Origin of the sequence: Pseudomonas fluorescens (genome assembly GCF_000802965.1) — a bacterium.
Taxonomy (GTDB): Bacteria; Pseudomonadota; Gammaproteobacteria; order Pseudomonadales; family Pseudomonadaceae; genus Aquipseudomonas; species Aquipseudomonas fluorescens_A.
Window position 1 is genome coordinate 123,437 of the sequence record NZ_JSAK01000020.1, and the last position, 26,304, is coordinate 149,740.

A 26,304-nucleotide genomic window follows, 5' to 3' on the forward strand; every position below is an offset into this window, starting at 1 on the left:
CTATGATTTCGATCATTCATTCAGAACGGTGAGCCATGGACGAATTTTACTGCTACGTCAGTGATGCCAATGATGAATGAGCGCCGGCGGGGACGCCGTGAGCCAACGCAGGTTCAGCGATTGTTCAGACAATTGCTGCGCGAATGGTTGTGGATAAGTCTGGTGCTGTTGCCGTTGACCGCTCTGCTCTCCTATCGCGCGCAAGTCAACTTGCACGATGGCACTCCGACGTTGGGAGTGATGCTCTCGGTCTTGCTGGTGATGTGCGTATTGGGACTGCTGCTGTGGTTGCCGCGCATGAAGCTTTGGATGACCCTCGGAGGCATGGCCGTTGCGTTTCTGGTTGATTTCGGTCTGGCGGAACTGCAGCCGTGGTGGTCACCGACCCCAAGCGTACTGGGTATGTTGTTGGCTTACCTGATCTGGAATTGGCGGCGTCTCAGCGTGGTGTTGACCTACTTCGGATGGGAATTGGCGCGTCTGGACGCTGAACCGAAAATATTGCCTGAACGCCGACGTACGCCGTTCCCCACCGGCGACCGCTTGCAGGGGCAAGTCATGGCGCTGGAGCAGGCCATGAGTCGCGCTCGCGACACCCATCGCTTCATTGCGGACGGTCTGGAGTATCTGCCAGTCGCCACGTTGATCAGTGACCCGAATGGCCGGATCCTGTTGGGCAACCGCAAGGCTCGTGAGCTGTTCAGTAATGATTTGGTGGGCGAAGACGTGCTTGAGCAAATGGCACGATTGGGCTATCCGGAACTGGTTAACGGCGCACCTGCTCTGTTATCTGAATTGCCGCTGCTGGAATTCCGCGACATCAAGGAGCGTAGCCTGCGCCTGGAGCGTGCGCCGTTGCTGCCAGTGGACGGGGAAACGCCGGTGGGTTGGCTGTTGAGCCTGACTGACCTCAGCGTCGAACGCGATGCAGAAGAACAACGCGGCGTCTTGTTGCGCTTCCTGTCACATGATCTGCGGGCACCCCATTCGGCGATTCTCGCCCTGCTTGATGTGCATCGCCAACAGGTGGGTGGCGATGCGCAGTTGTTTGATCAAATCGAGCTTCAGGTGCGCCGCGCATTGGATCTCACCGAAAGCTTCGTGCAGCTGGCGAGGGCCGAATCCGAAGCGTATGAATTTCAACCGAGCCTGTTTGCAATGATGGTGCTGGATGTCTTCGACCAGGCGTTGCCCATTGCCCAGCAGAAGCGGATCGAATTGCTCCAGCAAATAGACGTAGAGGCGCAGGAAAGTTTGGTCATGGCGGATCAGGCGCTGCTGACTCGGGCGCTGTTCAATTTGTTGGAAAACGCCATTAAATACAGCGCTCCCGGTACATCCGTCCGTTTAACAGTCAAGCGCGACGAAGGCTGGCTGACGTGTGAATTGGTCGACCAGGGCAAAGGCATTACCCCCAATGAACTACCCGATTTGTTCAGTCAGTACCGTCGTTTTTCATCGGCCCAGGGTATCGATGGTGTAGGACTTGGTCTGTCGATGGTGAAAGCAGTGGTGGATCGTCACGAGGGGCTGATTGGATGCCGAAGCGTGGTGGGTGAAGGGACTTGTTTCAGTCTTCGGTTGCCTCTGTTCGAAGAGTGAAACTCTCACATCAAGGGTATAAAAAAACCGGCTATATCAGCCGGTTTTTTTGCGCCCGAAAAAAACTTATGCACGTTTTTCGGAGATTTATCTGATTTTGAAATATGTATATAAATCATTACCTTAAAGATAAATTACGCCGCTTTTCTCACAAACGGTACACAGGTTATCCACAGAACCTCAGACAACCACTTGATCATTGGCAACGGGCGCTTGCGGAGCCGGTGGCAGAGAGCCCATTTCCCGTTGCATTTGTTCGTTCCAGGCCTGGATCCTGTCGTTTAATTCGGCGATGGCTCGAGGGCCGCTGCCTTCGGCATACATCGGTTCGCCGATGATTACGGTGATGACACCCTGGTTCTTTTTCCAGCCGGTTTTCGGCCAGAACTTGCCGGCATTGTGTGCAATCGGCAGCACTGGCAGATCGGCATTAACCGCCAACGCGGTGCCGCCCCGGGAGAATTTGCCGATGGTGCCGTAGGGAACGCGCGTGCCTTCGGGGAAGATCAGCACCCAGACGTTGTCCTTGAGCAGTTCGTCGCCCTTCTTCGCTACGTGCTTGAGAGCGGCTTTCGGGTTGTCACGGTCGATGGCAATTGGCCGCAGCATGGCCATCGCCCAACCGAAAAACGGCACATAAAGCAGTTCACGCTTGAGCACCTGGCTCAGCGGTGAGAAATAGGCGGAGAGAAAGAAAGTCTCCCAGGTGCTCTGGTGGTTCGACTGGATTACGCAGGGACGATCCGGCACGTTGTGCTCGCCCTTCACTTCGTAGCGAATACCCAGGAACACCTTGCTCAACCACAAGGCGCAGCGGCACCAATAGACATTGATGAAGCGATAGCGCGCCTTGAACGGCAAAAAGGGCGCGATAAAAAAACTCAGGCTGCACCACAGCAAGGAGCTGGTGCCCAGCAGCAGGTAAAAGAGAAAGGTCCTGATGGCCTGCAATATCGACATGGTGACGTTTACCGTTGCGGGCAACACCCGCCTGTATAAAGCGCACTCCTGATCAATCCTTTATCAGGAAATATCAGAAGCACTCTAATTGTGGATAAGTTCTGCGGCAATCGCCGCCAGATCGTCAAAAATCAATGTGCCAGCCGGAAGGGTCTTGCCCAAAGTCTTTTCGCCTTTCCCGGTCTTTACCAAAACTGGCTGTGAATCGACGGCTTTGGCGGCTTCCAGGTCACCGAGACTATCGCCGACGAACCAGAGATCGGTCAGCGATACGTTGTAATGTGCGGCGATGCTTTTCAGCATCCCGGGTTTTGGCTTGCGGCAGTCACAACCTTCGTCTGGCCCATGGGGACAGTAGACGATCAGCCCGACTTCGCCGCCCTGCTCCGCCACCAGCGAGCGCAAGCGCTCATGCATGGCGTCCAGGGTAGCGATGTCGTAATAGCCGCGAGCGATGCCCGACTGGTTGGTAGCGACCGCTACCGTCCAGCCGGCCTTGCTCAACTGCGCGATGGCTTCGATCGAACCGGGGAGTGGAATCCACTCCTCCACCGACTTGATGTAAGCGTCGGAGTCAAAGTTGATCACCCCGTCCCGATCGAGAATCAGCAGTTTCAAACAGTCTTACCCCAGCAACGAAATGTCGGCGACGCCGAGGAACAAGCCACGCAGACGCGCCAGCAGTGCATAACGGTTGGCGCGCACATTGGCGTCATCCGCGTTGACCATCACCGCTTCAAAGAACGCGTCCACCGGCTCGCGCAAGGCAGCCAGGCGTGCCAGCGATTCGCTGTACTGACGCGCCGCAGCCATTGGCTGGACAGCCTGGTCTGCCTGCTGGATTGCCGAGTACAGGGAGAACTCGTTGGCGTTGTCGAAGTACTTCGCTTCCACCACGGTTGGCACGGAGCCTTCGACCTTGCTCAGCAGGTTCGAAACGCGCTTGTTGACGGCGGCCAGGGCAGCGGCTTCCGGCAGTTTGCGGAAGGCCTGCACGGCTTGCACACGTTGATCGAAGTCCAGCGCCGAACCCGGCTTAAGGGCACGAACCGACAGGTAGGTCGCGACATCGACGCCTTCGTCTTCGTAACGGGCACGCAGACGATCGAAGATGAACTCCAGCACCGAATCGTTCAGGCCGGTAGCCTTGACCTTGGCGCCGAACGCATTCACGGCGAATGCCACGGCGTCGTTCAGGTCCAGATCCAGTTGTTTCTCGATCAGAATACGCAGCACGCCCAGCGCGGCACGGCGCAGTGCATACGGGTCTTTGCTGCCGGTCGGCAACATGCCGATGCCGAAAATGCCGACCAGTGTGTCGAGCTTGTCGGCAATGGCAACGGCCGCACCGGTCAGGGTGGATGGCAATTCAGCGCCGGCACCGCGCGGCATGTATTGCTCGTTCAGCGCCAGGGCAACATCTTCCGGCTCGCCATCGTTGAGCGCGTAGTAGTAACCGGCGACACCTTGCATCTCCGGGAACTCGCCAACCATCTCGGTCGACAGGTCGCACTTGGACAGCAAGCCTGCACGAGCGGCCCATGCGGCGTTGCCGCCGATGCGTTGCGCGATGTAAGCGGCCAGTTTGGAAACACGCTCGGCCTTGTCGTAGACGCTGCCGAGTTTTTCCTGGAACACAACGTTTTGCAGGCGCTGGTTGAAGTCTTCGAGTTTCTGCTTCTTGTCTTGCTTGAAGAAGAACTCGGCGTCGGTCAGGCGTGGGCGAACCACTTTCTCGTTACCGGCGATGATCTGCTGCGGGTCTTTGCTCTCGATGTTGGCCACGGTAATGAAACGTGGCAGCAACTTGCCGTCGGCATCCAGCAGGCAGAAGTACTTCTGGTTGTCCTGCATGGTGGTGATCAGCGCTTCTTGCGGCACGTCGAGGAAGCGTTCTTCGAACGAGCACACCAGCGGCACTGGCCACTCGACCAGCGCGGTCACTTCGTCGAGCAGGTCTGGTGGCACGATCGCGGTGCCTTCCTGGCGGGTCGCCAGCTCTTCGGTGCGCTTGCTGATGATCTCGCGACGCTCGTTGGCATCGGCCAATACATAAGCGGCACGCAGGTCAGCCAGGTAGCTGGACGGCGAACCGATGCGCACGCTTTCCGGGTGATGGAAGCGGTGACCACGGGAATCGCGGCCGGACTTCTGGGCGAGGATGGTGCAGTCGATGACCTGGTCACCGAGCAGCATCACCAGCCATTGGGTCGGGCGAACGAATTCTTCCTTGCGCGCGCCCCAGCGCATGCGCTTGGGAATCGGCAGGTCGTTGAGGGAATCTTCGACGATGGTTGGCAACAGGCTCGCGGTCGGCTTGCCGGCGATGCTCTGGCTGTAGCGCAGTTTAGGGCCGCTCTGATCGATTTCGCTCAGGTCGACGCCGCACTTCTTGGCAAAGCCCAGTGCTGCTTGAGTCGGGTTGCCTTCGGCATCGAAAGCGGCCTGACGTGGCGGGCCATCGAGGTTGATGCTGCGATCCGGCTGCTGGGTGGCCAGCGACGTGATCAGCACCGCCAGACGACGTGGCGCGGCATAAACGGTTTTGGTCTCGTAGTTCAGGCCGGCAGCTTGCAGGCCCTTGTCGATACCGGCAAGAAACGCCTCGGCCAGGGTGTTCAGGGCCTTGGGTGGCAGTTCTTCAGTGCCCAGTTCAACCAGAAAATCCAGAGCACTCATTGTGCAGCCTCCAGCTTGGCCAGTACTTCGTCACGCAGGTCCGGGGTCGCCATCGGGAAGCCCAGCTTGGCGCGAGCCAGCAGGTAGGCTTGCGCAACGGAACGCGCCAGGGTGCGCACACGCAGAATGTATTGCTGACGCGCAGTCACGGAAATCGCCCGGCGCGCATCCAGCAGGTTGAAGGTATGGGACGCCTTCAACACCATTTCGTAGCTCGGCAACGGCAGCGGCTGGTCGAGTTCGATCAGGCGCTTGGCTTCGCTTTCGTAGAAATCGAACAGTTCGAACAGCTTCTCGACGTTGGCGTGTTCGAAGTTGTAAGTGGACTGCTCCACTTCGTTCTGGTGGAACACGTCGCCGTAAGTCACTTTGCCCATCGGGCCGTCAGCCCAGACCAGGTCATAGACCGAGTCCACGCCTTGCAGGTACATGGCCAGACGCTCAAGACCGTAGGTGATCTCGCCAGTCACCGGGTAGCACTCGATGCCGCCCGCTTGCTGGAAGTAAGTGAACTGGGTCACTTCCATGCCGTTGAGCCAGACTTCCCAGCCCAGACCCCAGGCGCCGAGGGTCGGCGATTCCCAGTTGTCTTCGACGAAGCGAATGTCGTGGACCAGCGGGTCCAGACCGACATGCTTGAGGGAGCCCAGGTACAGTTCCTGGAAGTTGTCCGGGTTCGGCTTCAGGACTACCTGGAACTGGTAGTAGTGCTGCAGACGGTTCGGGTTTTCGCCGTAGCGGCCGTCAGTCGGACGACGACTTGGCTGCACATAGGCGGCGTTCCAGGTTTCCGGGCCAATGGCGCGCAGGAATGTTGCGGTGTGGAAAGTGCCGGCGCCTACTTCCATATCGTAGGGCTGAAGTACCACACAACCTTGCTCGGCCCAGTATTGCTGGAGGGCGAGGATCAAGTCTTGGAAGGTACGCACGGCTGGCGTAGGCTGGCTCACGAATTCACCTGTTTCTTGGGCTGCGATTTAAAGAGCGGGAGTATACCCGATTCGATGCTGCGCACGCCCCCTGGAGCCTTATGCCACGCTGCTTTTGGTGTTCCGAAGATCCGCTGTACATGGCTTATCACGATCAGGAGTGGGGCACGCCGCTACGCGATGCGCAGGGTTTGTTCGAGTTGCTTTTGCTCGAAGGGTTCCAGGCCGGGCTTTCCTGGATCACCGTGTTGCGCAAACGCGAGCACTATCGCCAGGTGATGTACGGCTTCGACGTGCAGCGCGTGGCGCAGATGAGCGATGCCGAAATCGAGGAATTGATGCTCGATCCGGGCATCATTCGCAATCGCCTCAAACTCAATGCAGCCCGGCGCAATGCCCAGGCCTGGCTGGCCCTGGAGGACCCGGTGGCGTTTCTCTGGTCCTTCGTCGGCAATGTGCCGAAGATCAATCATTTCAAGGACCGCACCGAAGTCCCCGCCATCACCCCGGAAGCGGTGGAAATGAGCAAAGGCCTGAAAAAGGCCGGCTTCACCTTCGTCGGCCCGACCATTTGCTACGCGCTGATGCAGGCCTGCGGCATGGTCATGGACCATACGCAGGATTGCGACCGCTACGCGCTGCTGGCGAACGGCGGTTAGAATAGCCGCCTCGCGCACAGCACAAGATCAGGAGTGACCTGTGGATAAGTTAAAAGGCGCCTTGCTGGTAGGCGCTCTGCGGCTGTTTGCCCTGCTCCCGTGGCGGGCAGTGCAGGCAGCCGGGTCGGCGATCGGCTGGTGTATGTGGAAATTCCCCAACCGCTCCCGGGACGTGGTGCGGATCAACCTCGCCAAGTGTTTTCCGGAAATGGACCCCGCCGAGCGCGAGCGCCTGGTCGGTCAGAGCCTGAAGGATATCGGCAAGTCCCTGACCGAAAGTGCCTGCGCCTGGATCTGGCCGGCCCAGCGCTCCATCGATCTGGTGCGCGAAGTCGAAGGCCTCGACGTATTGAAGGAAGCCCTCGCCTCCGGCAAAGGCGTCGTCGGCATCACCAGTCACCTGGGCAACTGGGAAGTGCTCAACCACTTCTATTGCAGCCAGTGCAAGCCGATCATTTTCTACCGTCCGCCGAAATTGAAGGCGGTGGATGAATTGCTGCAAAAGCAACGGGTGCAGTTGGGCAACAAGGTGGCCGCGTCAACCAAGGAAGGCATCCTCAGCGTCATCAAGGAAGTGCGCCGAGGTGGTGCGGTGGGCATTCCCGCTGACCCGGAACCGGCCGAATCCGCCGGGATCTTCGTGCCGTTCTTTGCCACTCAGGCGCTGACCAGCAAATTTGTGCCAAACATGCTCGCTGGCGGAAAAGCGGTCGGCGTGTTCCTGCATGCCCTGCGGCTGCCGGACGGTTCGGGTTACAAAGTGATCCTCGAAGCCGCGCCGGAAGCCATGTACAGCACCGATACCGAGACGTCCTGCGCGGCGATGAGCCAAGTGGTCGAGCGCTATGTACGGGCCTATCCGAGCCAGTACATGTGGAGCATGAAGCGCTTCAAGAAGCGTCCGCCCGGCGAAGAACGCTGGTACTGACCGACTTGGCACACTCTGTGGATAACCTGTAGGAGCTGCCGCAGGCTGCGATCTTTTGATCTTGCTTTGCGGCTTATCCACACCCCGTTCATTAGGGCGCAAAAAGATGTCCGAACACCGCAAATCATTTCGCATCAAGATCAGTCACGAAAGCTTCGGCGATTGCCTGGGCCAGACCCGCAATCTCTCGACCACGGGTGTCTACGTCAAACATCCGGCCTTGTCGGCGCTGCCCAGGGGCGCGGTGGTCTACGGCCAGGTGCAGGACTTACCCACAAGCGCGCCGCGGGTGCGTATGGAAGTGGTGCAGGTAGATGCCGAAGGCATTGGTTTGCGCTATCTCTGATCAGGGCGCCTGACGGTCGAGTTTCTTCAGGAACACCGTCATTTCCTTCTCGGCCTGCTTGTCGCCATGGGCAGTGGCGGCTTCCAGGCCTTGCTCCCAGGCCCGGCGCGCAGCCGCATGGTCCGCCAACGCCAGGTGGGCCTTGCCCAATAGCTTCCACGCCGCCGAATACTTTGGATCAATTTCCACACAACGCTGGAAATGCTCCACAGCCTTGGCGTTCTCCCCCAGATCCAGATAACCCTTGCCCAGGCCGAAGCGCAGCAACGAGTTATCCACACCCTTGGCGAGCATTTTTTCCAGGGATTCGATCATGAACACTTTCCTTTGAGAGTAGAAAACTCTGTGGCGAGGGAGCTTGCTCCCGCTCGAGCGCGAAGCGGTCGCCTTTTAGACACCGTGTTCAGATGTTTCGCGACTGCTGCGCAGCCGAGCGGGAGCAAGCTCCCTCGCCACAAAAGATCAGGATCAGAAAAAGCTCAGCCCCACATGGAACAGCTTCTCCACATCCCGAATGTGCTTTTTATCCACAAGGAACAAAATCACGTGGTCGCCGGTTTGGATCACCGTGTCATCGTGGGCAATGATCACCTCTTCGTCGCGGATGATCGCGCCAATGGTGGTGCCCGGTGGCAGGCCGATGTTCTCGATGGCCTTGCCGATGACCTTGCTCGATTTCGCATCGCCATGGGCAATTGCCTCGATGGCCTCTGCCGCGCCGCGGCGCAGTGAGTGCACGCTGACGATATCGCCGCGCCGCACGTGGGCGAGCAAGGTGCCGATGGTCGCCAGTTGCGGGCTGATGGCGATGTCGATGTCGCCGCCCTGGATCAAGTCGACGTAGGCCGGGTTGTTGATGATGGTCATCACCTTCTTCGCGCCCAGCCGCTTGGCCAGCAGCGACGACATGATGTTGGCCTCGTCATCGTTGGTCAGGGCCAGGAAGATGTCGGCATCGGCGATGTTCTCTTCCAGCAACAAGTCACGGTCCGAAGCACTGCCCTGCAAGACCACGGTGCTGTCGAGGGTGTCCGAGAGATGGCGGCAGCGCGCCGGGTTCATCTCGATGATCTTCACCTGGTAACGGCTTTCGATGGCTTCGGCCAGTCGCTCGCCGATCTGCCCGCCGCCAGCGATAACGATGCGTTTGTAGGTTTCGTCGAGGCGACGCATTTCACTCATGACTGCACGAATGTTCGCGCGGGCGGCGATGAAGAATACTTCGTCATCCGCCTCGATCACCGTATCGCCTTGCGGCAGGATCGGCCGGTCACGGCGAAAAATCGCCGCGACGCGGGTTTCGACGTTCGGCATGTGCTCGCGCAACTGCCGCAATTGCTGACCCACCAGCGGCCCACCGTAGTAGGCGCGCACCGCGACCAATTGCGCCTTGCCTTCGGCGAAGTCGATCACCTGCAAGGCGCCCGGATGCTGGATCAGACGCTTGATGTAGTTGGTGACCACTTGTTCCGGGCTGATCAATACGTCCACCGGAATCGCTTCGTTGTCGAAGAGCTCGGTCTTGGTCAGGTACGCGGCTTCACGGACCCGGGCGATCTTGGTCGGCGTGTGGAACAGGGTGTGGGCGACCTGACAGGCCACCATGTTGGTTTCGTCGCTGCTGGTCACGGCGACCAGCATGTCGGCGTCGTCCGCGCCGGCCTGGCGCAGAATCGTCGGCAGTGAGCCACGACCCTGTACCGTGCGGATGTCCAGCCGGTCGCCGAGGTCGCGCAGGCGTTCGCCATCGGTGTCGACGACGGTGATGTCGTTGGCCTCGCTGGCCAAGTGTTCCGCTAGCGAACCGCCGACCTGCCCCGCTCCGAGGATGATGATTTTCATCCAGTCACTCCGTTGAATCCATTTTAGCCGCGCGCGGCGGCGATCTTGATCAGCTTGGCGTAGTAGAAGCCGTCGTGCCCGCCTTCCTGGGCCAGCAACTGGCGACCATGGGGCTGCTTGATGCCGGCCTGTGTGGCGAGGTCCAGCTCACGGGCGCCCGGTGTGCGGGCGAGGAAGGCTTCGATGACTTCGGTGTTTTCGGTCGGCAGCGTCGAGCAGGTGGCGTAGAGCAAGATGCCGCCCACCTCCAGGGTCGTCCACATGGCGTCGAGCAACTCGCCTTGCAACACCGCCAACGCGGCAATGTCATCGGGTTGGCGGGTCAGCTTGATGTCCGGGTGACGGCGAATCACGCCGGTGGCCGAGCAAGGAGCGTCCAACAGGATGCGCTGGAACGGTTTGCCGTCCCACCACGCCTGGGTGTCGCGGCCGTCGGCGGCGATCAGTTCGGCGCTCAGGCCCAGGCGTTCGAGGTTTTCCCTCACGCGCACGAGGCGCTTGGCTTCCAGGTCTACCGCCACGACGCCGGCCAGTTTTGGCTCGGCTTCGAGAATGTGGCAGGTCTTGCCGCCCGGCGCGCAGCAGGCGTCGAGCACCCGTTGGCCGGGGGCGAGGTCGAGCAGATCGGCGGCCAGTTGCGCGGCTTCATCCTGCACGCTGATCCAGCCTTCGGCGAAGCCCGGCAGGCTGCGCACGTCGGCGGCGGCGTCGAGGATGATGCCATCGCGGCTGTACTCGCATGCACTGGCGGCGATGCCCGCGTCGCTCAGCAATCCGAGGTAGGCGTCACGGCTGTGATGACGACGGTTGACCCGCAGAATCATCGGCGGGTGCGCATTGTTCGCCGCGCAAATGGCTTCCCATTGCTCAGGCCAGAAAGCCTTGAGGGATTTTTGCAGCCAGCGCGGGTGAGCGGTGCGCACCACCGGATCACGCTCCAGCTCGGCGAAAATCGTTTCGCTTTCACGCTGGGCATTACGCAACACCGCGTTGAGCAAGGCCTTGGCCCAGGGTTTTTTCAGCTTGTCGGCACAACCGACGGTTTCGCCGATGGCGGCGTGGGCCGGAACGCGGGTGTAGAGCAATTGATAGAGGCCGACCAGCAGCAGCGCTTCGACATCGGCGTCCGCAGCCTTGAACGGCTTCTGCAACAGTTTGGCCGCCAGCGCCGACAAACGCGGCTGCCAACGAGCGGTGCCGAAGGCCAGGTCCTGGGTAAAACCGCGATCCCGGTCCTCGACCTTGTCCATCTGCGTGGGCAGCGAACTGTTGAGCGAAGCTTTGCCGCTCAGGACTGCGGCGAGTGCCTTGGCGGCGGCCAGACGCGGATTCATTGAGCGTCCACCGCTTGACCGAGCACCGTGCCGACGGCGAACTTCTCGCGACGGCTGTTGAACAGGTCACTGAAGTTCAAAGCCTTGCCACCGGGCAATTGCAGGCGAGTCAGGCACAGGGCCTGTTCACCGCAGGCGACGACCAGACCGTCCTTGCTGGCGCCGAGGATTTCACCCGGTGCGCCCTTCCCTTCAGCCAGGCTCGCGGCCAGCACTTTCAGCGCTTCGCCGTTCAACGTGCTGTGAGTGATCGGCCAAGGGTTGAAGGCACGGACCAGACGCTCAAGCTCAACCGCCGGACGAGCCCAGTCAATGCGGGCTTCATCCTTGTTCAATTTGTGCGCGTAAGTGGCGAGGCTGTCGTCTTGCACTTCGCCTTCCAGCGTTCCGGCAGCGAGGCCGGCGATCGCCTGAATGACGGCGGGCGGCCCCATTTCGGCCAGACGGTCGTGCAGACTGCCACCGGTGTCTTCGGCGCTGATCGGCGTGGTGACTTTGAGCAGCATCGGCCCGGTGTCGAGGCCGGCTTCCATGCGCATCACGGTCACACCGCTTTCAGCGTCGCCCGCTTCGACGGCGCGCTGGATCGGTGCCGCACCGCGCCAGCGTGGCAGCAGCGAGGCGTGGCTGTTGATGCAGCCCAGGCGCGGGATATCCAGCACCACTTGCGGCAGGATCAGGCCGTAGGCGACCACCACCATCAAGTCCGGCTTCAGCGCGGTCAGTTCGGCCTGAGCCTCTTCGTTGCGCAACGTGGGTGGTTGCAGCACCGCAATGTTGTTCTCCAGAGCAAGCTGTTTGACCGGGCTCGGCATCAGCTTCTGCCCACGACCTGCCGGGCGGTCCGGTTGGGTGTAGACGGCGACGATCTCGTAAGGGCTGTCGAGCAGGGCCTTGAGGTGTTCGGCGGCGAATTCCGGGGTGCCGGCAAAGACGATGCGCAGTGGCTCAGTCATTCATGAAGTCTCTTGAAAAGAAAAAGGCTTGCCGCAGCAAGCCTTTGAAGATGGGCATCAGGCGTTCTGGCGATGGAGCTTTTCCAGTTTCTTCTTGATGCGGTCGCGTTTGAGCGTGGACAGGTAATCGACGAACAATTTGCCATTGAGGTGGTCGCATTCGTGCTGGATGCACACGGCGAGCAGATCTTCGGCGATCAGTTCGTAAGGCTGGCCGTCGCGGTCCAGAGCCTTGACCTTGACCCGTTGCGGGCGATCGACGTTTTCGTAGAAGCCCGGTACCGAAAGGCAGCCTTCCTGGTACTGGCCCATGTCGTCGGTCAGCGGTTCGAGCTCGGGGTTGATGAACACTCGCGGTTCGGTGCGGTCTTCGGAGAGGTCCATCACGACGATACGTTTGTGCACGTTGACCTGGGTCGCGGCGAGGCCGATGCCCGGTGCTTCATACATTGTTTCAAACATGTCATCGACCAACTGACGCACTTCGTCGTCCACTACGGCCACCGGTTTGGCGATAGTGCGCAGGCGCGGGTCAGGGAATTCGAGGATGTTCAAAATGGCCATAAGCTTGATGACTGCACGTGTGAAGTAAGGTCGGGTCGATGGCCTGGCGGGTCCGAAGATGCAGGCTACCGTTGTAAAACGTAGCTCCCTTCTTTCGATAAGCAAGCCGGGAGCGAGCCACTGACGGCTCTGGCGTTTCACGCGAACGTACATAATAAAGGGATTCACCGCATGAGGAAATCACTACTCGCCCTGCTGCTTCTGGCGTCGGCCGGTTTGGCGCACGGGCAAGTGCAACTCAAGGAAGGTTTTCCACAGCAATACACCGTCGTAGCGGGCGACACGCTCTGGGGGATCTCGGGGAAATTCCTTCGCGAACCGTGGCAGTGGCCCGAGCTCTGGCAAGCCAATCCGCAGATCGAAAACCCTAACCTCATCTACCCCGGCGACTCGCTGTCGCTGGTCTACGTCAACGGCGAGCCACGCCTGACCCTTAATCGCGGCGCCTCCCGAGGCACCATCAAGCTATCGCCACGCGTGCGCAGTAGCCCGGTGGCCGAGGCGATCCCGAGCATTCCGCTGAAATCGATCAACAGCTTTCTGCTGAGCAACCGTATCGTCGACAACGCCGAGGACTTCGACAAGGCGCCTTACATCGTGGCCGGTGATGCCGAACGGGTCCTCAGCGGCATCGGTGACCGCATCTTCGCCCGCGGCCACTTCGACCCGGCGCAACCGGTCTACGGCATCTTCCGTCAGGGCAAGGTCTACACCGATCCGCAGACCCAGGAGTTTTTGGGGATCAACGCCGATGACATTGGTGGAGGCGAAATCGTCGCTACCGAAGGCGACGTCGCCACCCTGGCACTACAACGCACCACCCAGGAAGTGCGCCTCGGCGACCGTTTATTCAGCGGCGAAGAGCGCTCGATCAACTCGACCTTCATGCCCAGTGCGCCGAAAACCGACATCAACGGCTTGATCATCGATGTGCCGCGTGGCGTGACGCAGATTGGTGCGTTGGACGTGGTCACGCTGAACAAGGGCCAGCGCGATGGTCTGGCCGAGGGCAATGTATTGGTGGTGATGAAAACCGGCGAAACCGTGCGGGATCGCATCACCGGCCAGCCGCTGAAAATACCCGATGAACGCGCCGGCCTGCTGATGGTTTTCCGCACCTACGACAAGCTCAGCTACGGACTGGTGCTGAACGCATCACGATCCCTGGCGGTAATGGACAAGGTGCGAAATCCGTAGTGTGCTTCACAAGTTACCAACAGAGTTATCCACAGCTTATTCCCGTTTGTACGGGTGCTCATAACGATCAAGGATGATCCATGTCGATGCCTGCTGCTGCACCGGTTTCCCCTGCGGAACTGGAAGCTCGTCTACGTCTTCACCGTTTACCTGAACTTGGCCCGGCGCGTTTCAAGAAATTGCTGCAGGCCTTCGGTTCGGCGTCCAAAGCCATCAGCGCTCCGGCCAGCGCCTGGCGTGCGTTGGGCCTGCCACTGGCCTGTGCCGAGGCCCGGCGCAGTGCAGAAATCCGCGATGGCGCAAGCCACGCATTGGCTTGGCTAGAGCGTCCTGGCCAGCATTTGCTGATGTTTGACCAAGCCGATTACCCGGCGCTGCTGGCTGAAATCAGCGATGCACCGCCGCTGTTATTCGTGGCGGGTGATCCGGGTATTCTGGAAAAACCGCAACTGGCGATGGTGGGTAGCCGTCGTGCGTCACGACCGGGCATGGATACTGCCGCAGCATTTTCCCGCAGCCTGGCTAGCGCCGGTTTTGTCGTGACCAGCGGTCTGGCTCTCGGTATCGACGCCGCCGCGCATCAGGCGGCGCTGGACGTTGGCGGGCAGACGGTCGGCGTGCTTGGCACGGGTCTTGAAAAGTTTTATCCACAGCGCAATAGACGGCTCGCCGATGCAATGATTGCCTCGGGCAGCGCGGTACTTTCGGAGTTCCCGCTGGACGCCGGCCCGACCGCCAGCAACTTCCCCCGGCGCAACCGAATCATCAGTGGTTTGTCTCTCGGAGTGCTGGTGGTCGAGGCCAGTGTTGCCAGCGGTTCGTTGATCACCGCGAGGCTGGCGGCGGAACAGGGACGCGAGGTGTATGCGATTCCGGGATCGATCCATCACCCGGGCGCCAAGGGTTGCCACCAGTTGATCCGCGACGGTGCGGTGTTGGTGGAAACCATCGAACACATTCTTGAAGCCTTGCGCGGCTGGCAACAGCTGCCGTTATCCACAGAATCCGAGGTGGGAGTGGTGTCCCATCCTTTGCTGGCATTGCTCCACGCCGCACCTCAAACCAGTGAAATGCTGGCTGACGCCAGTGGCTGGGCCTTGCCCAAAGTGCTGGCGGCGTTGACGGAGCTGGAAATGGACGGCCGCGCCGTGTGTGAAAACGGCCGCTGGTTTGCGCGGGTGAGCTAGGTTTTATAAGGAAGATCGGTAAACTGCGCAGAGCCTTATTCTGGAGAGTTTATTCATGGTCAACAGTTGGCGTGTGCAACAAGCCGCGCAAGCAGTTCGCGCCGGGGCGGTGATTGCCTACCCAACCGAAGCTGTCTGGGGTCTGGGGTGCGACCCGTGGGACGAAGAGGCAGTGGAGCGTTTGCTGCTGATCAAGGGCCGGTCTGTGGATAAAGGCCTGATTTTGGTCGCTGACAACATCCGCCAGTTCGACTTCCTGTTCGAAGATTTCCCCGAGCTGTGGATGGACCGCATGGCCAGTACCTGGCCGGGGCCGAACACCTGGCTGGTGCCGCATCAGAATATGTTGCCGGAGTGGATCACCGGCGTGCATGAAACCGTGGCGCTGCGGGTCAGCGATCACCCGCAGGTGCGGGATTTGTGCGCACTGGTCGGACCGCTGGTGTCGACGTCCGCCAACCCGCAGGGCCGCCCGGCGGCGCGCACGCGGATTCGCGTGGAGCAGTATTTCCGTGGGCAGATTGACCTGGTGCTGGGTGGGAATCTGGGTGGGCGCAAGAACCCGAGCGTGATCCGGGATCTGGCGACGGGGCATGTTGTGCGCCCGGATTGAGACCTGGTCGTCCCCATCGCTGGCTTGCCAGCTCCCACAGGTTTCGGCGGTGAATACAAATATTGTGAACACCAGAAATCACTGTGGGAGCTGGCTTGCCAGCGATGAGGCCCCGGAAAACGCTGAAAATCCTAAGGCAACAAAATGACCGAGCCTGTCGTACGCCGCGCCGACAACTCGGTCTGAGCCTTCGCCGCTTCAGCCAATGGATAACGCTGGCTGATGTCCACAGTCAGCTTGCCGCTGATGATCATTTCAAATAGCTCGTCCGCCATCCGTTGCAGATTCTCAGCGTTGTTGGCATAGGTCCCCAGTGTCGGCCGGGTGACGTACAACGAACCTTTCCCCGCCAGAATCCCCAAATTCACCCCGTCCACCGCACCCGACGCATTGCCGAAACTCACCACCAACCCACGCGGTGCCGCGCTATCGAGGGAGGTCAACCAAGTGTCCTTGCCGACGCCGTCGTACACCACCGGGACTTTTTTGCCGTCAGTCAATTCCAGTACACGTTGTGCGACATTTTCATGGCTGTAGTCGATGGTCGCCCATGCGCCATTGGCCTTGGCCAGCGCGGCTTTCTCCGCTGAGCTCACCGTACCGATCAGTTTGACGTCCAAGGCCTTGGCCCATTGGCAGGCCAGGGAACCGACGCCACCGGCCGCAGCGTGGAACAGGATGGTTTCGCCACCCTTGAGTTCATAGGTCTGACGCAGCAAGTACTGCACGGTGAGACCCTTGAGCATCACTCCAGCGGCCGTTTCGAAGCTGATGGCGTCCGGCAGATGCACCAGGTTAGCCTCGGGCAACACGTGAACGTCGCTGTAGGCACCCAACGGACCGCTGCCATAAGCTACGCGATCACCAACCTTGAACCGCGTGACTTCGCTGCCGACCGCCTCGACCACGCCTGCTCCTTCCGATCCCACGCCCGATGGCAGGGACGGTGGCGGATAAAGACCGCTGCGGTAGTACGTGTCGATGAAGTTCAGACCGATGGCCTTGTTGCTCACGCGCACCTGCTGCGGGCCGGGCTCGGCGGGTTGGTAATCCACATACTCGAGTACTTCGGGGCCGCCATGGGCGCGGAACTGAATACGCTTTGCCATCTGCCTTCTCCTTGATTCGTCGATACGAAGCGCCCTATCGAACTCCTAACCTTGACCTTCGTCAACTGCGACGAGTGCATCGGCGGTGGTATGCTACGCGCCCATTTGCGCAGGCTGAGCTCCGATGGAGCGCCGCGTTGTTTTGCCCGATTCAAGGTGATGACATGACGACCCGCACCGAGGCCGTAAAAGCCTATCTGCTCGACCTGCAAGACCGCATTTGTGCTGCCCTGGAAGCCGAAGACGGTGGTACGCGCTTCGTCGAAGACGCCTGGACCCGGCCTGCCGGCGGTGGCGGCCGTACGCGGGTGATTGAAAACGGCACGGTCATCGAAAAGGGCGGCGTCAACTTTTCCCACGTCTTCGGCAGCGGTCTGCCACCGTCCGCCAGCGCCCATCGGCCGGAACTGGCCGGGCGCGGCTTCGAAGCCCTCGGCGTGTCGCTGGTGATCCACCCGCACAACCCGCACGTACCGACCTCCCACGCCAACGTGCGTTTTTTCATCGCCGAGAAAGAAGGTGAAGAACCGGTCTGGTGGTTCGGCGGCGGTTTCGACCTGACCCCTTATTACGGCAATGAAGAAGACTGCGTGCACTGGCACCGCGTCGCCGAGCAGGCCTGCGCGCCGTTTGGCCCGGACGTCTACTCGCGGTACAAGGCTTGGTGCGACAGCTATTTCCACATCAAGCATCGCCACGAGCCACGGGGCATCGGCGGCCTGTTTTTCGATGATCTGAACGAGTGGGACTTCGACACCAGTTTCGCCTTCATGCGCGCCATCGGCGACGCGTACATCGAGGCGTATCTGCCGATCGTGCAGCGGCGCAAGAACGATGCGTTCACTGCCAAGCAGCGCGAGTTTCAGGAATTCCGCCGTGGGCGTTACGTCGAGTTCAACCTGGTTTACGACCGTGGCACCTTGTTCGGCCTGCAATCGGGCGGGCGTACCGAGTCGATTCTGATGTCACTGCCGCCACAAGTGCGCTGGGGTTACGACTGGAAAGCCGAGCCTGGCAGCGAAGAAGCACGCCTGACCGAGTATTTCCTGCAAGACCGCGATTGGTTGGCCAAGGGTTGAGAATTGTTTTGCCGGGGATGGCGCCAATATGGCGGCCTCCGGCAGCTCCTACAGGTGAGGTTTAGATGGACCGTTACGTCGTATTCGGTAACCCGATTGGCCACAGCAAATCGCCGTTGATTCATCGCCTGTTTGCCGAGCAGACCGCGCAGAAACTCGACTACAGCACTTCACTGGCACCTCTTGACGACTTTTCCGGCTGTGCCCGGGCGTTTTTCCTCGAAGGTCGCGGGGCGAATGTGACGGTGCCGTTCAAGGAAGAGGCCTATCGCCTGGCCGACACCCTGACTGCAAGGGCGCAACGGGCTGGCGCGGTGAACACCCTGAGCAAGCTCGAAGACGGCACGTTGTTGGGTGATAACACCGACGGTGCCGGTCTGGTGCGGGACCTGACGGTTAACGCCGGTTTCAGCCTCAAGGGCAAACGCATACTGCTGCTCGGTGCTGGCGGCGCGGTGCGCGGTGCGCTCGAACCGTTGCTGGCCGAGCAACCGGCGTCGGTGGTCATCGCCAACCGCACGGTGGACAAGGCCGAGTTGCTGGCGGAATTGTTCTGCGATCTGGGACCGGTATCGGCCAGCGGTTACGACTGGTTGCAGGAGTCGGTGGACCTGATCATCAATGCGACGTCCGCCAGTTTGTCGGGCGATGTGCCGCCGATTGCCACCAGCCTGATCGAACCGGGCAAAACGGTGTGCTACGACATGATGTACGGCAAGGAGCCGACTTCATTCTGCCGCTGGGCCAGCGAGAATGGTGCAGCAGTGGCGATGGACGGCTTGGGAATGCTTGCCGAACAAGCGGCAGAGGCGTTTTTCCTGTGGCGCGGTGTGCGCCCGGATACGGCACCGGTACTGGCCGAACTGCGTCGGCAGTTGGCGCTGTAGGCTTTTTTGTGGCGAGGGAGCTTGCTCCCGCTCGGGTGCGCAGCGCCCGCAGATTTTTAGGGCTGCTGCGCAGCCCAGCGGGAGCGAGCTCGCCACAGGGTTAGGCATATATCCCGCAGTGTGGTGTTTCAGTCCTCAAACCGAATCGGGCATTTCTCCGCCCCTTCGAGCTTGCGCAATTCCTCTACCACCTGCGGCCTCGCCCGGCGCAGGGTCAAACTGCGATTCTGGCGCAACAACCGCCGCGCTTCCTGATGCAGCATTTCAACCCCTGAATAGTCGATGAAGTTGATCTGCTGCGCCTCGATCACCACCCGCGCACCGTGCATCCGTTGCAGGCGCACTTGCAGGTAATGGCTGGCGCCGAAAAAGATCGACCCGCCGACCCGCAGGATGTCGTCATCGCCGTCGCGCACATGCTGAACCCGCGGTTGCGAGGTGCGCTTGAGGTAGAAGAACAGCGAGGCCAGCACGCCGGCGTAGATAGCGGTCTGCAACTCCAGCAGCAGCGTGGCTACACACGTCAGGGCCATGACCAGGAATTCGGCGCGGCTGACCCGCAGCAACGCGCGAATTGCGCGATGATCTACCAAGCCCCAGGCGATCAACAAAATGCTGCCAGCCATGGCCGGGATCGGAATGTGTGCGATCAGCTGCGCACCGAAAATCGCGAACAGCGCCACCCACAAGGCCGAAAAAATCCCCGCCAATGGCGAGCAGGCGCCCGCGTCGTAACTCAGGCCCGAACGGGTGAAGGAGCCGGCTGACAGCGACCCGGAAAAAAACGCACCGACAATGTTGGACAAGCCCTGGGCTCGGACTTCCTGATTGGCATCGAGCAACTGTTGTGACCGCGCCGACAAGGAACGGGCAATCGACAGGCTGGTCACCAGCCCGAGCATGCCGACCGCCACGGCACTGGGCAGCAGGCGCAGGATCGTGTCGAGGTCCAGCGGCAGCGGGCTGAAGGGTGGCAACTTGCCGGCGAACGCGCTGACCAATTGCACGTGCCCGAACATCGAGGGCCACAGCCAGACCAGTAATGCGCCCAGCACCAAAGTCATCAACAGAGTTGGCCAGCGGGGCAACATCAGTTTCAGGATCACGCCGACCACGACGGTGGCGAGGCCCAATATCAGCGAAGGTTTGTCCACCTCGCCAAGGTGTTGGAACAGGGTAATGAAACTGTCCAACGCGGTGGCCTGGCTGGGCAAATCCAGACCCAGCAGGTTCGGCAGTTGGCCGATGGCAATCACCACCGCCGCACCGAGGGTGAAGCCGAGCACCACTGAATGAGAAACGAAATTCACCAGCGCGCCAAAGCGCAGCAGCCCCAGCAACCACTGGAAAATCCCGGCCAGCAACGTCAGCAGCAGGATCAAGGTGACGTAGTCCTGTGTCGCCGGAACGGCCAGGGGACTGACGCTGGCGTACAGGACAATCGAAATCGCGGCTGTAGGACCGCAGATCAAATGCCACGACGAGCCCCACAGACAAGCGATCAACACCGGAATGATCGCCGCGTATAAGCCGTACTCGGGTGGGAGACCGGCAATCAGCGCGTAGGCAATGGATTGCGGCAACGCGAGAATCGCGCCACTGAGGCCGACGATCAGGTCCCGCCCGACACTGGCGCGGGTTTGCCGTGGTAACCATGTAAGGAACGGGAAGAGTGAATGGCGGCTGGGAAAGGCCATGGGTCCTCTCGGGCAGGATTTTGGCGCAAGGGTAGCAGGACGAAGCCAGCATTGTGTCCAGGGAGCTTGCTGTAATGAGCGAGCCTGGTGTGTTGAGGAGGCTTTGTGTGGCGAGGGAGCTTGCTCCCGCTGGAGTGCGTAGCGCTCCCAATCCGTTCAACGCGGTTTGCCAGCCTTACCGAGTTATCCGGATTTACGTCTGCTAAGCAGTCGAGCGGGAGCAAGCTCCCTCGCCACAGGTAATCATTACCGTCCCTCAGGTAATCATTACAACTTGGCTTTCACCGCAGGCAACGCATCCTTGCCGTCCACGGTCTTCACGCCGTCCAGCCATTTATCCAGCACCGCCGGGTTGGCCTTGATCCACGCCTTGGCCGCATCGGCATTGCTGACTTTCTTGTTCACCACCTCGGCCATGATGCTGTTCTCCATGTCCTGGGTGAAGCTCAGGTTGGTCAGCAGCTTGCCAACGTTCGGGCAGGCCTGTGCATAACCTTTGCGGGTCAGGGTGTAAACGCTGCCGGTGTCGCCGAAGTATTTCTCGCCGCCCTTCAGATAATGCATTTTCAGCTGTACGTTCATTGGGTGCGGGGTCCAGCCGAGGAAGGTGACGAATTTCTGCTTTTTCACCGCGCGGGACACTTCCGCCAGCATCGCCTGCTCGCTGGATTCCACCAGTTTCCACTGCCCCATGTCGAAATCGTTTTTCTTGATGATCTCTTGCAGCGAGATGTTCGCCGGTGCACCGGAGCCGATGCCGTAGATCTTGTGCTCGAACTTGTCGGCGAACTTGTTCAGGTCGGCAAAGTTATGCACACCCGCGTCCCACACGTAGTCCGGAACCGCAAGGGTGAACTCGGTGCCATCGAGGTTCTTCGCCAGTTGCGTAACGTCGCCCGTGGCCACGAACTTGTCGTAGAAACCCTGTTGCGCCGGCATCCAGTTACCCAGGAATACATCGACCTGGCCATCCTTCAACCCGCCAAAGGTGATCGGCACCGCGAGGGTGTCGACCTTGGCCTTGTAGCCCATGCCGTCCAGCAGAAACCCGGTGATGGCGTTGGTCGCGGCGATGTCGCTCCAGCCCGGATCGGCCATTTTCACCGTTTCGCAGTTCTGATCGGCATACGCCGACGTGCTGCCCAGAGCCAATAGCCCGACCGTCAGTACTGTGGATAACCTTTGCATGAACTTCCCCTTAACATTATTGGTTTTGGCAGGGTTGTGGATAACGTGCTTTACGCTCCAGGTCATCGAGGTCGATGTGGTTGCGCATGTATTGCTGACTGGCGTCCACCAGCGGCTGGTGATCCCAGCTCTTCAGCTTGCCGATGGTCAGGGCATCGGCGACGAAGCGTCGGCGCCGCTGGCTCGCGAGCACCTGTTGATGGATCGCTGGAATGTCCCATTTGGCCCGCGCCTCGGCGAGAAAATCGTCGAATAGCCGACGATGTTGCGGCGACTGGCTGAGTTCTTCCAGTTCGCGCGGGTCATTGTGTACATCGAAGAGTAGGCAAGGGTCGTCTTCGCTGTAGATGAATTTGTAAGCGCCACGGCGAATCATCATCAACGGGCTGATAGTGCCTTCAGCCATATATTCGCCGAACACTTCGTCGTGACCGCCCTGCCCTTGCAGATGCGGCACCAGCGAACGGCCGTCGAGTGGCAGGCCCGGCTCAAGGGAGCCGCCCGCCAGTTCCACAAAGGTCGGCAACAGGTCCGCGGTGGAGACCGAAGCGCTGACCCGGCCAGCGCCAAATTGTCCTGGCGCACTTATCAACAGGGGAACCCGCGCTGCCATTTCATACCAATGCATTTTGTACCAGAGCCCACGTTCGCCGAGCATGTCGCCGTGGTCGCCGGAGAACACGATGATGGTGTCATCGATCAGCCCGGTATCTTCGAGTGTTTGCAGAAGTTTGCCGACGTTGCTATCGATATAGCTGCAAGCTCCGAAATAAGCGCGGCGCGCATCACGAATCTTATCCACAGGCAGCGGTTTATCCCAAAGGTCATAAACCTTGAGCAGGCGCTGGGAATGCGGATCCAGGTCGTGCTGGTTTGGCGTTGTAGGCAAAGGGATATCGGCATCGTCGTACATGTCCCAGAAAGCCTTGGGAATGGTGTACGGGTCGTGTGGGTGAGTCATCGAAACGGTCAGGCAGAACGGCTGGTCGCCATCCTCGCGAATGTGATCGAACAGGTATTGCTGGGCCTTGAACACCACCTCTTCGTCGAAATCCAGTTGATTGGTGCGCACGCACGGTCCGGCTTGCAACACCGATGACATGTTGTGGTACCAGGTCGGGCGCACATCCGGCTCATCCCAGTTCACCGCCCAGCCATAGTCGGCCGGGTAGATGTCGCTGGTCAGGCGTTCTTCATAGCCGTGTAACTGGTCAGGGCCGCAGAAATGCATCTTGCCCGACAGCGCGGTGCGGTAACCGAGGCGTCGCAGGTAATGGGCATAAGTCGGCACGTCGGCAGGGAAATCGGCTGCGTTGTCGTAGGCGCCGATCTTGCTCGGCAACTGGCCGCTGACCAGGGTAAAGCGCGACGGCGCGCACAGTGGACTGTTGCAATAAGCGGCGTCGAACACCACGCCTTGGGCGGCGAGGCGACTGAGATTCGGGAGTTTGATCGGCGAAGAACCGTAGAACGGCAACATTGGCGCGGCCATCTGATCGGCCATGATGAAAAGAATATTCTTGCGCTTCATGTGATCGCGGCATTCCATAGTGAATATTTATGCGAGAGTGCTGCGATTGAGCATGGATTCCGCACAGTTTGCGGTAAAGCCCATGCGCGGCAATGACTAGGATAAGCACAGCTTATGTATGACGCCCTCGGTGACCTGTCCCTGGATTTGCTTCGCGCCTTTGAAGCTGCCGCCCGCCAACGCAGCTTCACTGCGGCAGCCGTTGAGTTGGGCACGACGCAACCGGCCATCAGCCAGCAGATCAAACGGCTGGAAGAACAGTTGGCGACACGATTGTTCGACCGAATCTATCGCGGCATCGAATTGACCGAGGCCGGAATGATCCTTTTCGAGCAGGTTCAGCTCGGTTTGCAGAACATCGACGCCGGTTTGAGTGCGATTAGTGCACAGCAACAGCATGAGGTGCTGCAAGTCGCTACCGACTTTGCCTTCGCCGCCTATTGGCTGATGCCGCGCCTGCATCGCTTTCATGCGGCCAATCCGCAAGTGGATGTCAGCCTGGTCACCAGCGAGCGCAGCCACAACATGCTGCGGACCGATATCGACGTGGCCGTATTGTTCGGTGATGGCCGCTTCAAGCAGGGGGAAAGTCATTGGTTGTTCAGCGAAGAAGTGTTCCCGGTTTGCAGCCCACAGTTATTGAGCGAGCGTCCCCTGCCCTTGCCTGCCAAAGCTTTACTGGAGCTGCCACTGCTGCACCTGCGCGGGGAGAACAGCAGTAACTGGTTCGACTGGAGTGGCGTGTTTCGCGAGTTGGGAATCACGTCGCCCCCGGCTCCGGGCCAGTTGCGCTTCGATAATTACACCTTGTTGATTCAGGCCGCGATTGGTGGTCAGGGCGTGGCCATCGGTTGGCGGCACCTTGTGGATAACTTGCTGGCGCAAGGTTTGTTGTGTCGACCGATTGCTGAAACGGTGATTTCCCGGCTCGGTTATTACGTGGTTTTGCCCCAGCGCAAACGGCGTGGCGCGTTGATTCAGCAATTTGTTGATTGGTTGATGGCGGAGCAGGCCAGCAGTGCGCAATCGGTGACGGGGTTGTCGTTTCCTTCGATTGCGGTTTGAAAGGTCAAAAGATCGTCCGAACGCGGCCCGAGCCTTCGGCAGCTCCTACAGGGATGCGATCTTTTACTGGTTATGAAGTCGCAACAAAATTCACATGCTCACCGACATGCAGGTTGAGATGCAGCTCATCAGCGATCCCCACCGCCGTGCGAGCCAGACGCGCGAGCGGCTCGGCCAGCCCCGGCTCAAGGTTGCCGCCGATCTGACTGAAATGCTCAATGGTCAATCCCGGCACTCCACGCGGGGCGTTCACCATCGTCCAGTGCAAGGCACTGCTTTGCAGCGCTTCGCGAATTTCTTCGGCAGCGTGACGTTGCAACCCGTCCTCAATCTCTGGATCGTCCAGGACCTCGAAATCCCCCACCAGAAACAACCGTGCGATACCCGCCGCTTGCATGCCTTCAATCAACGCGTCCACCGCCAGCACCTGCTCGACCGGGCCGGGGATGATGGTTTTTTCCACGTACTCACTGTTGAATGGCAACCCTGGTGCGTCCAGCAAACAAATGACTGCCGAGCTGCCGGCTACGCTTTGCTTCACCCGCTCAGCCTCGAACAGGTCGCCGGTCTTGGTGCGCAAACCCGGACGCGGCGCCAATGCCGTCAAGTCATCGAGAATGGCGATTACTTCATGTTGGCGCCGAAGCATTTCAGCCATCAGCGCACTGCCCAGGCTACTCATGGCACCATAAAGCACCACTTTCACCACCGGCGTTTCGGCGTTTTTCATGGCTGAACTCCCTTGTTTTCATGCGTATATGTCGTGTGACATGCACGGAACGATAAGGGTTCGACTGAGTTTTAGAGGGATTCACATGCACCGGATCAAGGGCTATCACGCTCATGTCTATTTCGATGCCAGCACGATTGATCAGGCGCGGGCGCTGTGTGAGCAAGCGGCGCAGTTGTTCCCGCTGAAGATGGGCCGCGTTCATGAGCGACCGGTCGGGCCACACCCGGACTGGAGCTGCCAACTGGCCTTCGGCCCGGAGCTGATCGGCGACGTGCTGCCGTGGCTGGCGCTCAACCGCAAGGGTTTGGTGGTGTTCCTGCACCCGGATACCGGCGACGATTTGCTCGACCACAGCGAGCACGCGATCTGGATGGGCGCGGTTCGACCGTTGAACCTGTCTATTTTTGATCAGATGGTTTCTTCGGCCTCGCCGGGCAAGTGCTCGTCCAGGTGCAGCCACGGCAAGCGGCTGTCGGTCCAGATGTGGCGCTCGGCGGGTGCCTGTTCGGGGTGATCGAGGGTGGCGACGGTGACGTCGATACTTTCAGGGCTCAGATCTGTCACCAGCGCCAGTTGCGCCCCACAGTGACCGCAGAAATATCGTGCGCAGGTTGACGAAGAGTCGTACCGCGCCGGTGTCCCGGCCAGCCATTGAAAGGCGATTGCCGGGACGGTGATCCAGGTGGTCACGATCCCGCCGCTGACTCGCCGGCAAATCGAGCAATGGCAGTGGGCAATGTCGTGCAAGGGTCCGCTGAATTGATAGCGCAGTTGCCCGCAGTGGCAGCCGCCTGTATGAAATTTGACCATGCCCATTCCTCCTGATGCGTATGCCCCTGTAGGAGCTGCCGAAGGCTGCGATCTTTTGACTTTGATTTTTAGAAGCAAGATCAAAAGATCGCAGCCTTCGGCAGCTCCTACAGGGATCCGTGCCGCGACGCCAATCCGATGTGCGCTAGCTTGTGCGCGAAGACCTCAACTCGCTCCGACGACCGGTCGCACATCCGGTCAATGCTTTCACCAGCGAAAGCTGGCTGAAAGCTTCCCCGATTAGGATCGCCCTCACTGCCGGCAACAGACCGGTTGGCCAATGCCAGCGTTTTATCGCTCGCACAGCCCATTTAACAACAACAATGGTGATTCTGATGTCCTCTACTACCCGCCGCTACGCTGCAACTCCGCCCGTACGCCTCGTGCTTCCCGTTCTGCGCTGATCCCG

Annotated in this window: 25 protein-coding genes and 1 pseudogene; 11 read left to right on the forward strand and 15 right to left on the reverse strand. The window is 60.0% G+C overall.

Annotated features, from left to right (window positions below; genetic code table 11):
* Nucleotides 1-69: 69 nt before the first annotated feature.
* Nucleotides 70-1,602, forward strand: a complete 1,533-nt coding sequence (locus tag NL64_RS17925; RefSeq protein WP_034149407.1) for a sensor histidine kinase — start codon at nucleotides 70-72, stop codon at nucleotides 1,600-1,602.
* A 180-nt stretch (nucleotides 1,603-1,782) separates the two neighbouring features.
* On the opposite strand, the gene NL64_RS17930 is transcribed toward NL64_RS17925, so the two are convergent.
* The 4 genes from NL64_RS17930 to glyQ form a co-directional block, all read right to left on the reverse strand.
* A complete protein-coding gene (locus NL64_RS17930) occupies nucleotides 1,783-2,562 on the reverse strand; it encodes a lysophospholipid acyltransferase family protein (protein ID WP_034149408.1) in 780 nt (259 codons plus the stop codon).
* An 84-nt stretch (nucleotides 2,563-2,646) separates the two neighbouring features.
* On the reverse strand, nucleotides 2,647-3,180 hold the full coding sequence (gene gmhB, locus NL64_RS17935; protein ID WP_034149409.1) for a D-glycero-beta-D-manno-heptose 1,7-bisphosphate 7-phosphatase: 534 nt from the start codon (nucleotides 3,178-3,180) through the stop codon (nucleotides 2,647-2,649).
* 6 nt (nucleotides 3,181-3,186) lie between these two features.
* Nucleotides 3,187-5,241, reverse strand: coding sequence for a glycine--tRNA ligase subunit beta (glyS, locus tag NL64_RS17940; protein WP_034149410.1), 2,055 nt, complete (start codon nucleotides 5,239-5,241; stop codon nucleotides 3,187-3,189).
* Nucleotides 5,238-6,191, reverse strand: coding sequence for a glycine--tRNA ligase subunit alpha (gene glyQ, locus NL64_RS17945; protein ID WP_008155694.1), 954 nt, complete (start codon nucleotides 6,189-6,191; stop codon nucleotides 5,238-5,240). Before glyQ ends, glyS begins: the two co-directional genes overlap by 4 nt.
* A gap of 80 nt (nucleotides 6,192-6,271) precedes the next feature.
* On the opposite strand from glyQ, the gene tag reads away from it, so the two are divergent.
* The 3 genes from tag to NL64_RS17960 all read left to right on the forward strand — a co-directional run bounded on the left by tag (nucleotide 6,272) and on the right by NL64_RS17960 (nucleotide 8,103).
* Nucleotides 6,272-6,829 carry a DNA-3-methyladenine glycosylase I gene (gene tag / locus NL64_RS17950; RefSeq protein ID WP_034149411.1) on the forward strand — a complete coding sequence of 186 codons (558 nt, stop codon included), beginning with the start codon at nucleotides 6,272-6,274 and terminating at the stop codon, nucleotides 6,827-6,829.
* 40 nt (nucleotides 6,830-6,869) lie between these two features.
* Nucleotides 6,870-7,757, forward strand: a complete 888-nt coding sequence (locus tag NL64_RS17955) for a lysophospholipid acyltransferase (RefSeq protein WP_034149412.1) — start codon at nucleotides 6,870-6,872, stop codon at nucleotides 7,755-7,757.
* A gap of 106 nt (nucleotides 7,758-7,863) precedes the next feature.
* A complete protein-coding gene (locus NL64_RS17960) occupies nucleotides 7,864-8,103 on the forward strand; it encodes a PilZ domain-containing protein (RefSeq protein ID WP_034149413.1) in 240 nt (79 codons plus the stop codon).
* Here the strand turns inward: NL64_RS17960 and NL64_RS17965 are convergent, their stop codons facing one another.
* The 5 genes from NL64_RS17965 to def all read right to left on the reverse strand — a co-directional run bounded on the left by NL64_RS17965 (nucleotide 8,104) and on the right by def (nucleotide 12,799).
* Nucleotides 8,104-8,418 (reverse strand): tetratricopeptide repeat protein, encoded by a 315-nt coding sequence (locus NL64_RS17965; RefSeq protein WP_034149414.1) that lies wholly within the window; start codon nucleotides 8,416-8,418, stop codon nucleotides 8,104-8,106.
* Nucleotides 8,419-8,571: 153 nt separating this feature from the next.
* Nucleotides 8,572-9,945 carry a Trk system potassium transporter TrkA gene (gene trkA, locus NL64_RS17970; protein WP_034149415.1) on the reverse strand — a complete coding sequence of 458 codons (1,374 nt, stop codon included), beginning with the start codon at nucleotides 9,943-9,945 and terminating at the stop codon, nucleotides 8,572-8,574.
* A 23-nt stretch (nucleotides 9,946-9,968) separates the two neighbouring features.
* On the reverse strand, nucleotides 9,969-11,279 hold the full coding sequence (gene rsmB / locus NL64_RS17975; RefSeq protein ID WP_034149416.1) for a 16S rRNA (cytosine(967)-C(5))-methyltransferase RsmB: 1,311 nt from the start codon (nucleotides 11,277-11,279) through the stop codon (nucleotides 9,969-9,971).
* Nucleotides 11,276-12,235, reverse strand: coding sequence for a methionyl-tRNA formyltransferase (gene fmt, locus NL64_RS17980; protein ID WP_034149417.1), 960 nt, complete (start codon nucleotides 12,233-12,235; stop codon nucleotides 11,276-11,278). Before fmt ends, rsmB begins: the two co-directional genes overlap by 4 nt.
* 57 nt (nucleotides 12,236-12,292) lie before the next feature.
* Nucleotides 12,293-12,799, reverse strand: a complete 507-nt coding sequence (def, locus tag NL64_RS17985; RefSeq protein ID WP_034149418.1) for a peptide deformylase — start codon at nucleotides 12,797-12,799, stop codon at nucleotides 12,293-12,295.
* A gap of 171 nt (nucleotides 12,800-12,970) precedes the next feature.
* On the opposite strand from def, the gene NL64_RS17990 reads away from it, so the two are divergent.
* The 3 genes from NL64_RS17990 (at nucleotide 12,971) to NL64_RS18000 (ending at nucleotide 15,796) form a co-directional block, all read left to right on the forward strand.
* A complete protein-coding gene (locus NL64_RS17990) occupies nucleotides 12,971-13,996 on the forward strand; it encodes a LysM peptidoglycan-binding domain-containing protein (protein ID WP_034149419.1) in 1,026 nt (341 codons plus the stop codon).
* A gap of 80 nt (nucleotides 13,997-14,076) precedes the next feature.
* Nucleotides 14,077-15,183 (forward strand): DNA-processing protein DprA, encoded by a 1,107-nt coding sequence (gene dprA, locus NL64_RS17995; RefSeq protein ID WP_034149420.1) that lies wholly within the window; start codon nucleotides 14,077-14,079, stop codon nucleotides 15,181-15,183.
* Nucleotides 15,184-15,238: 55 nt separating this feature from the next.
* Nucleotides 15,239-15,796: an L-threonylcarbamoyladenylate synthase gene (locus NL64_RS18000; protein WP_034149421.1), complete on the forward strand. Its 558-nt coding sequence runs from the start codon at nucleotides 15,239-15,241 to the stop codon at nucleotides 15,794-15,796.
* A 131-nt stretch (nucleotides 15,797-15,927) separates the two neighbouring features.
* Here the strand turns inward: NL64_RS18000 and NL64_RS18005 are convergent, their stop codons facing one another.
* A complete protein-coding gene (locus NL64_RS18005) occupies nucleotides 15,928-16,905 on the reverse strand; it encodes an NADPH:quinone reductase (RefSeq protein WP_034149422.1) in 978 nt (325 codons plus the stop codon).
* A gap of 164 nt (nucleotides 16,906-17,069) precedes the next feature.
* Here NL64_RS18005 and hemF point away from each other — a divergent pair, with 164 nt between their 5' ends.
* Together hemF and aroE are read left to right on the forward strand one after the other, a co-directional pair.
* Nucleotides 17,070-17,984 (forward strand): oxygen-dependent coproporphyrinogen oxidase, encoded by a 915-nt coding sequence (hemF, locus tag NL64_RS18010; RefSeq protein WP_034149506.1) that lies wholly within the window; start codon nucleotides 17,070-17,072, stop codon nucleotides 17,982-17,984.
* A gap of 65 nt (nucleotides 17,985-18,049) precedes the next feature.
* Nucleotides 18,050-18,871: a shikimate dehydrogenase gene (gene aroE, locus NL64_RS18015; RefSeq protein ID WP_034149423.1), complete on the forward strand. Its 822-nt coding sequence runs from the start codon at nucleotides 18,050-18,052 to the stop codon at nucleotides 18,869-18,871.
* 128 nt (nucleotides 18,872-18,999) lie between these two features.
* Here aroE and NL64_RS18020 read toward each other — a convergent pair whose 3' ends face one another.
* The 3 genes from NL64_RS18020 to betC form a co-directional block, all read right to left on the reverse strand.
* Nucleotides 19,000-20,568, reverse strand: a complete 1,569-nt coding sequence (locus NL64_RS18020) for a SulP family inorganic anion transporter (RefSeq protein WP_034149424.1) — start codon at nucleotides 20,566-20,568, stop codon at nucleotides 19,000-19,002.
* Between the two features lie 267 nt (nucleotides 20,569-20,835).
* Complete coding sequence (choX, locus tag NL64_RS18025; RefSeq protein WP_034149425.1) at nucleotides 20,836-21,756, reverse strand: choline ABC transporter substrate-binding protein; 921 nt, start codon at nucleotides 21,754-21,756, stop codon at nucleotides 20,836-20,838.
* Nucleotides 21,757-21,772: 16 nt separating this feature from the next.
* The gene (betC, locus tag NL64_RS18030; protein ID WP_034149426.1) at nucleotides 21,773-23,287 is read right to left on the reverse strand and encodes a choline-sulfatase; all 1,515 of its coding nucleotides are present in this window, start codon (nucleotides 23,285-23,287) and stop codon (nucleotides 21,773-21,775) included.
* 114 nt (nucleotides 23,288-23,401) lie between these two features.
* Between betC and NL64_RS18035 the strand changes: the two genes are divergently transcribed.
* On the forward strand, nucleotides 23,402-24,352 hold the full coding sequence (locus NL64_RS18035) for a choline sulfate utilization transcriptional regulator (RefSeq protein WP_034149427.1): 951 nt from the start codon (nucleotides 23,402-23,404) through the stop codon (nucleotides 24,350-24,352).
* 70 nt (nucleotides 24,353-24,422) lie between these two features.
* Here the strand turns inward: NL64_RS18035 and NL64_RS18040 are convergent, their stop codons facing one another.
* A complete protein-coding gene (locus tag NL64_RS18040; RefSeq protein WP_034149428.1) occupies nucleotides 24,423-25,082 on the reverse strand; it encodes an NAD(P)-dependent oxidoreductase in 660 nt (219 codons plus the stop codon).
* An 85-nt stretch (nucleotides 25,083-25,167) separates the two neighbouring features.
* Here NL64_RS18040 and NL64_RS18045 point away from each other — a divergent pair.
* Nucleotides 25,168-25,491: pseudogene (locus tag NL64_RS18045) on the forward strand (DOPA 4,5-dioxygenase family protein); the annotation flags it as partial.
* A gap of 2 nt (nucleotides 25,492-25,493) precedes the next feature.
* Here NL64_RS18045 and NL64_RS29710 read toward each other — a convergent pair.
* Nucleotides 25,494-25,895, reverse strand: coding sequence for a GFA family protein (locus NL64_RS29710; protein WP_080758017.1), 402 nt, complete (start codon nucleotides 25,893-25,895; stop codon nucleotides 25,494-25,496).
* Nucleotides 25,896-26,304: the final 409 nt, after the last annotated feature.